Consider the following 8,224-nt stretch of genomic DNA (forward strand, 5'->3'; position numbering starts at 1 on the left):
CTCTTATGAGGTACAAAGTTGAATCATCAAACTCTTGTAGTGCGGGCATACTATGGCTAACGCCACGCTGCGCTATCGACAAGCTCAGTACAAGTCTTGCCCGCTAGATATGTACCTCATAACACCGGGAAGTGCTGTATATCTATCTTTAGATAGATGACAAAAACGTTTCAAGGCGTTTATTCTACACTTAATTTAACTATCCGTATCCTAAAAAACAAATCCGGGTTATGGAGAAATACCTGAAATATTCAATAGACCTCTGGTGAAAAAGATTGTAGGGACGAGAATCTCTACCCAGGTTACTTCTCTACAAGGGTTCTGGAAAACGCATATTTAAATTCGGTTGATGTCTAATAAGTAGCCTGTCACAATTAAACATAAAACCTCTGATTTATCAAAGTCACTCAAAAGTCACCATTAAGTCACTATTTCTCACTACGGAAGTCACTTACCAGGGGAATAGGATATTTAACAAGAAGAATTTTTACGTAGCACGGTTCAGAAACATCACTTAAGCAATATCTCTGGTTCATGGGTAGGAATTAAACCTGCTTCCAGGATACAGATTTTGTTTGGCTTTTGCTTATCCATCAGAACACCATAATTTTAATTTAAGGAGTCGGTCATGACAAACTTTAAAACTATACTCAACAATTCTAAAGTTCGTTCTTCTGGAAAAACAGACAATTATCATTTATTGACTAATTTAGATAGCATCGTAGAGCAAGTATTACAGAATACATATCAATATCTCAGTCAGTTCCGATTTGATGCAGAGTACACCCAGAAGTTAGAAACTGCTTTTGGTAATGATTTTGATGGGGAAGTTGCTAATCAATTATTTAATGCTTTTGCTGAAGATGATTTTAGTGCTGTTCCTACTATTGAGGTTGTAAATAGTCATGATATTAATGGTGCAAATGGGGCTTTTTCTATTACCACAGGTAAGATTTATTTAGCTGCTGAGTTTATTCATCAAAATGCTGAGAATCTCGATGCTGTTGTGGCTGTATTATTGGAGGAAATTGGGCATTCTGTTGATGCACGGATTAATACAACAGATGCAGCAGGGGATGAGGGTGATATTTTTGCGAGGTTGGTGCAAGAGGAGATTATTAGTGCGTCAGAGTTAGCAGTTTTGCGAGCTGAGGATGATACGGCGACGGTGACGTTGAATGGTCAGGTTGTGGAGATTGAGCAACAAATTTTTAAAGTAGCGAATACTAATGATAGTGGTGCAGGTTCATTAAGACAAGCAATTATAGATGCAGGTAACGCTCCCGGTCTGGATGTTATTGATTTAAGTGGAATAGCCACAGGTGTAACTAATAATGATATAAACGGCGTAAATAAATACGTTATTTCTCTTCAAAGTTCTCTACCTACTCTTACAGGTGGGAATGATGTCTTTTTTATTGGTGGTAATAAAGTAATTATTAGCGGAGAGGGAAAGAGCCAAATCATTTCTATTAATGGCCCAACCGTAGGCTTTGATGGGATTACATTTCGAGATGGTCTTGCCAGGGGTGGCGACGGAGTAGGTGGTGGTGGTGGTGGTTTAGGCGCTGGTGGGGCAATTTTTATCAATAGTGGTAATGTAGGCATTAGTAACAGCACCTTCTTTAGGAATAAAGCCCAGGGTGGTAATTCTACAGGTAATGCTGGTCAAGGCGGTTCCGCCGCACTGATCGAATGGGTTCATCATGGCCAGCAAATGAGGACTCATTCTACGGGGGAAAATGGAACTTCAGGTGGTGCTGGTGGTAGCTTTAATGTCACTGGTGTCCTCAATTTAGGTTCAGGAGCATCAGGCGGCTCAGGCGGTGCAAGAGGTCAATTTAGTTACTGGGGTAATTATAATATGCCGTCTGGTGCCAGTTTCTCAAATCACACTTATAACAGATCTAATGGTAGCCAGGGGAATAATGGCGCTAATGGTTCATTTGGACAAGGAGGCGGCGCTGGTGGTGGTGGCGGTGCCGGCGGCTACTTTTTTGATCGGTGGGAGGCGGAAAAGTATCTAAATGCTGCTGGTAATGGTGGTAATGGTGGTTTTGGTGGTTTTGGTGGCGGCGGTGGCGGTGGCGGCGGCGGCGGTGGCGGTATTTCGTACTGGAACTATAACGATAATGAATTTGTAGGAGGACTTCCTGGTAATGGTGGAGGCGGTGGAACGGGAGGTGCCTGGGTTAATGGTTTTGGTAGTAGTGGTAATCGAGGCGTAGCTGACACTAAGAGAAACGTAGCTAACCGTACTGGCGGTGGTGGCGGTACAGGTCTCCCTGGTGGTGGTTTAGGTGGTGCAATTTTTGTCCGTGAAGATAACGGCGCAAAATTAAAAGTTTTCAATAGTAGTTTTACTGACAATACTACTTGGAATGGATCATCCACACGCAATCCGTATGGTATAGGCGAGGCAATATTCGTTAAAAATGACAATTCCGGTGCCAGGTCTTCGGGAACTGGGCAGATTAATGATTCAGGCCCCATCATTAACATTACGCCACTAGGGACAAATGGAATAGTGTCTGAAGGACCAGGTAATGCTTTCAGTATCAGTGGTTTAACAACTAATACAGATGTTTACTACTATATCAGTAGCACTAATGGGGCTACATTAGGAAGTGATTTTCTTTATGAACAAACGAATCCGGTACAGATGATAACTCTCAATAGCACTAGCACTAGCTTTGTTCCTATTTTTAACGATAATATCTATGACCCGAACGAGTCTTTGACAGTAACACTTTTACCTAGTGTTAATTATCAAGTAGGCACTGGTATTGCAACTGCAACAATTCAGGATAACGAACCTCTGATCTCGATTGTAAAAACAAAAGATTTAAATGAAGGTAATACTGAAGGTAATAAAGATTTAACTGAAGGTAATACTGAAGGTAATAAAGATTTAACTGAAGGTAATAATGGCAATGGCGAGTTTACTATTAAGTTAGATAAAACTCCACCTCAAACCTTTAACCTTTATTTTAAGGTTGAAGGCACTGCAAAATGGGGCGAATATGTTGCTACCAAAAAAGGGTCTGATTATAAACTCACATATCAAGGATATAACTCATCAGGAAAAATTGATACGTTTAAAGGAACTTTAAGTCCTAGCGATATTAATACTAATGGCGTTTATAGCATTCAGAATATCCCATCTGATACAAATATCAATATTAACGAGATAAAAATCACCGTAGAGCGAGTTAATGATGAAGTTTGGGAAGGAAACGAAACTGTAACTATTACTTTATTGGATAATCAGAAAGATTTATCTACTAGCGGAACTAATAACCTAAATGATGGTTATGGAGTTGATACTACTAAAGCAACAGCTACCGTAACAATTACCGATAACGAACCCACCGTCACATTAGGAACCGTTGTTAACCCCACTGAAGGCTTTGGCTTTGGTAGCACCATTGAAGGTTTAGGAGCAGCATTAAACCTCAATGGTAGTAATTATGTCACAATTCCTAGCAATAATAGTCTTGATCTGACCAAAACTGGTCAATTTACCCAAGAGGCTTGGATTTTTGCCAATCTAACTAATGATACTCAACAGGGAATTTTAGGCTTTGACAATTATCCTAGTATTTGGGTTGAAAACAAAACTACAATCAAAGTAGGTATTGGTAATAAAACATTTTCTGTTACTAATGCTCTTAATCCTAGTAGTTGGAATCATGTAGCCACCACCTTTGATGGGAAAGAATATAAACTTTATGTGAATGGAGTTGAACTTGTTAAAGATACAACCTTTATAGGCACAAATATTTCTGCAAAACAGTTAACCATTGGTAAAGTCGCTAGTAATGATAACTTTGTTGGAGCTATTGATGAAGTGCGGCTTTGGAATGTAGCACGCACTCAGACTGAAATTCAAAGTTATATGTTAAATCCCCTCAAAGGCAGTGAACAGGGATTAATTGGTTACTGGCAATTTGAAGGTAACTTAAATGATGCTACAACTAATAATCAAGGGTTAATTTACCTTGGCGATGTTACTAATCTAGCAGGAACTATTACAGCATCTGGTGAGAATGCCGGTGTTTATGAAGGAAAAGCGCAAGCTTTTGACAATGTAACTAGTACTAAATGGTTAGTTTCTGCTAATAAGGGGTGGCTACAGTATCAGTTTAATAACAATCAATCCTATGTAGTTACTGAATATAAAATTACTTCGGCTAATGATGTTCCAACAAGAGATCCCAAAAACTGGATTTTACAAGGGTCAAATGATGGAAGTAATTGGACAAATTTAGATACTCGTAATAACGAAACCTTTAGTAGTAGATTCCAAACTCAGAGTTTTACTCTTAATAATAGCACCAGTTATAGTTATTATCGCCTGAATATTACTGCTAATAATGGTAATAATAGTGATACCCAATTAGCAGAATTCCAATTATTTGGAGGTACTCCTAATTTAGACTCATCTAATTCTATAAATAATCCTGCCCCTCAAATTGGTTATGTAGAAGTTAAATTAGACAAGCCCTTTGAAGGACCCCAAGGATTATGGGTAGAGTATGATATTTCGGCTGGTACTGCAACTCAAAACATAGACTATTTTAACTCTCGTACTCGTCGAGTTTCTACTGATATTAAAACAGAAAGAAATGGGATTATTATTCCTAAAGGAGAAACATCAGATCGTATCTATGTTAGTGCTTTATCCGATGCGGTAGTTGAGGGGGATGAAAATGTAACTATCACCTTGCGTCCGACTAATTTTGATATTTTCGATGCCAATAATGATGGGAATTATGTAGGGACAGAATGGGCATTCAAATTTGATGGAGTAGATGATTATATTTCTACTACAAAGAGTTTAATGAATAATCTCTCAGCCTTCACTATGGAAGGTTGGGTAAAAGCTGATTCCATACCCACAACAGGGTTAAATAGTCTATTCGGGCAAAATGATGTTATTGAATTTGGGTTTTCATCCCAGAAACTTTCAGTATGGACAAGCAATGGTGGATCATTGACAGCAGATACTTCTTATCCTCTAAATGAATGGCATCACGTAGCTGTCGTTGGTAATGGACAAAATGTCATCCTTTATCTGGATGGAGTAGAAGTTAAAAAAGGTGGTTCTGCTACCACAAATTATGGAACATCGGCAGATACCTTTAAAATAGGCGGTGGAGTCTGGTCTACTGAGATTAAAAATCAATTTAAAGGTCAAATTTCTGATGTCCGCATCTGGAATGTAGCACGTAGCCAACAAGATATCCAAAATAACAAAAATCAGCTTTTCAATGGTAATGAAACTGGTTTAGTTGGTTATTATAAACGTCATGAAAGTGTAGCCCAAACACTATTAGATATGACAGCTAATAATAACAATGGAACTTTGCAAAATGGGACTGATTGGACTCCTTATAAAGATTCTGTTGAATATGCACCTAGCTTTGAAAATAATCCTAATTTCTCAACAGATAATAATGGCTCTCTTTCTCAAACTGAACGTGATGCCATTGGCTATAACTATAAGGTAGGTACTAATAGTACAGCTACTATCACTATCAAAGATAATCAGGCATATCAAAAGGGCGTTATTCTGCTTGATCAAGATGGTCAGGAAGTTTCAAACCTTAATAAATTAATAGTTGGTAAAGATGGCAAGGTGACATTTCAAGTAAAATTAACCAGTCAACCCACCAGCGCGGTAACTCTAACTCTCACATCCGGTTTAGGAACATTAAATACCACATCTGTAACAATACAACCCAGCGCGTGGGATACTCCTCAATCTGTTACTTTAAGTGGCGTTACCGGAACTAATGTTAGTAATAGTATTACTGTTAGTGTTCCCAACTATCTCACCACTAATGCAACTTTCCCCTTTACTAATACTCCATCTGACAAAGTACGAATCACAGAAGGAAGCACCACTGATACTATAGCTGTCACCCCAGTGGTAACTATTAGTAAGTTAAACGATGTTAATGAAGGTGATATTCAACCAGGGCAATTTGTTATTAATTTAAATGCGCCTGCTCCAGCGGCTGGGTTGAGTGTTCAGTATCAATTGTCAGGAAGTGCAGAAGCAGGTAAAGATTACACTCCCGTGTGGAATGTATCTAATAATGGGTTATTGGGGGAATACTATAACAGCACAGATCTAACAGGTACAAAAGTTTTATCCCGTATTGATTCTCAAGTAAACTTCCCTTCGGCATATAGTTCTCCTGCTGTGGGTGTTGTCAGTGCTGATAACTTCAGCGTTCGTTGGACAGGTTCGTTAAAGCCAACGGTAACAGGGCAATATACCTTCTTTACCAATTCAGATGATGGTGTACGGCTGTGGGTCAATGGTCAGCAAATTATTAATAATTGGACTAGTCATGCGGCAACGGAAAATAGTGGCACCATTAACCTTGAACAAGGCAAACTGTACGACATCAAACTAGAATACTACGAAGGTGGTGGACTTGGCACCATCCAATTATCATGGCAACCTCCCAACGGTTCAAAGGAGATTATTCCTTCTACACAACTTCGTAGCGTAGCAAGCGGAGTATATGAGATTAACATCGCTTCTGGAGAAACCAGCGCGGTTATTCCTATTTACCCCATCAATGATGATATTGCTGAAAGTAATGAACAAGTTACCATTACACTACTAAACCCAGCAACGGGTTACAGATTAGGTAGTCAAACAACAGCCACCCTGAACATTACTGATGATGATGAAGCAGGGATTGTACTCTCCAATGCTGTTGTTTCTAATAATGTTACAACCTATACGGAAAAGTTTGACTCCCTCATCACTTCTGAACCCTATCCCCGCAGTGGTGATATTCTTCAACTCTTTGATCAACAAACTGGCACTCTAGTTAAAGAAATTTCCCTTACCCAGACAGCTATAGATGCAGGTAAGGTAAATATTTCTGGTATCTCTGCCAACTCCACCCTTAAAGCAATCTTGAAAGAATCAAGTAATGCACAGGGAAGTGTAAATCTTGGTACTGTCACCGTCAAGTCTGATGGAACTGTTGATGTTGCTTTACCGAAAAACGAAAATACAGATACCTTTGGTGTTCGTCTCTCATCCAAACCCACAGCAAATGTAACTATCACATTTACAGGTATTGATACTACAGAAGGAATATTCTCTAAATCTTCCTTGAATTTTACCCCAGAAAACTGGGATCAGTATCAAACCGTCACGGTAACAGGATTGGATGATCCCACTACTGAAACTAACAAGGTAGATGGCGACATCAAGTATAAAGTGACAGCTAAGGCAACCAGTACCGATACTCAATACAATAATGTATCCACATCTATCGCCATCACCAATTTAGATGACGATGATAATATTATCAAAACTAGTATTACTAACAGTAGTACAGGTCCAAAAGTAAGCCTTGGTGCTTTAACCGCAACACAATTTACTGAAGGAAATCAAATCAATCTAACTGTTAATTTGAGTCAGACTGCTGGTACTGGTGGAAATTTAATTTTCTATTCAGTAGATGGAAAAGATTTTAAATATGGTGAAGATTATACTGTACCAGCAGCGAATCAAGTCTATTTGAAAGAAACAACAAATGGTGTTGAACTGACTCCTACAGATGTTAATAGTTTGACTGGAACTAAAGAATACAAAGATTTAGATGGAGATGGAGATTTAGATTTAGTCGTTACAAATAGCACAACTAAAACAAATTATTACCAATTCCAGGCTGTTAATATTGCCCAAGGTCAGAGTAGTGCAACCATCATGGTTAATACCATAGATGACAAAGTTGATGAAACCGATGAAAGCGTAAAAATCGTTTTAAAAGCTGGAACAAACTATCAAGTTGATGATAGTGCTACTAATTTGACGATTTTGACGATTAAAGATAATGACACAGCCGGATTAACAATTACACCCAGCCAAACAGCAACTTCCACTTCTGAAAATGGTGGATTCTTAACTTATACTGTTAAACTCAACAGTCAACCGACACAACCTGTCACTGTTTATATTGGCAGTAATGATAGTAGTGAAGGGAAAATTACTGCTCGTACTGCTTTATTCTTTGATGGAGGTGATGATTATGTCAATTTAGGAAATCCAACGAACTTAAATATTACTGGTAAAATTACCATAGAAGCTTGGGTTAAATTAGATAACATTAGTGGGCTTAGAAATATTGTAGCTCATGGTTATAATCTAAATCCTAATGGAGAAGTATTTTTAAGAATCGCTGATGGA

Annotated in this window: 1 protein-coding gene; it reads left to right on the forward strand. The window is 38.5% G+C overall.

The window, feature by feature from the left end:
- Positions 1-628: 628 nt before the first annotated feature.
- Positions 629-8,224: LamG-like jellyroll fold domain-containing protein (locus PN450_RS12515; protein ID WP_271836531.1), on the forward strand; the 7,596-nt coding region annotated here is incomplete at its 3' end.

The sequence above is a fragment of the Dolichospermum lemmermannii CS-548 genome (assembly GCF_028330815.1).
In the GTDB taxonomy this organism is placed as follows: Bacteria; Cyanobacteriota; Cyanobacteriia; order Cyanobacteriales; family Nostocaceae; genus Dolichospermum; species Dolichospermum lemmermannii.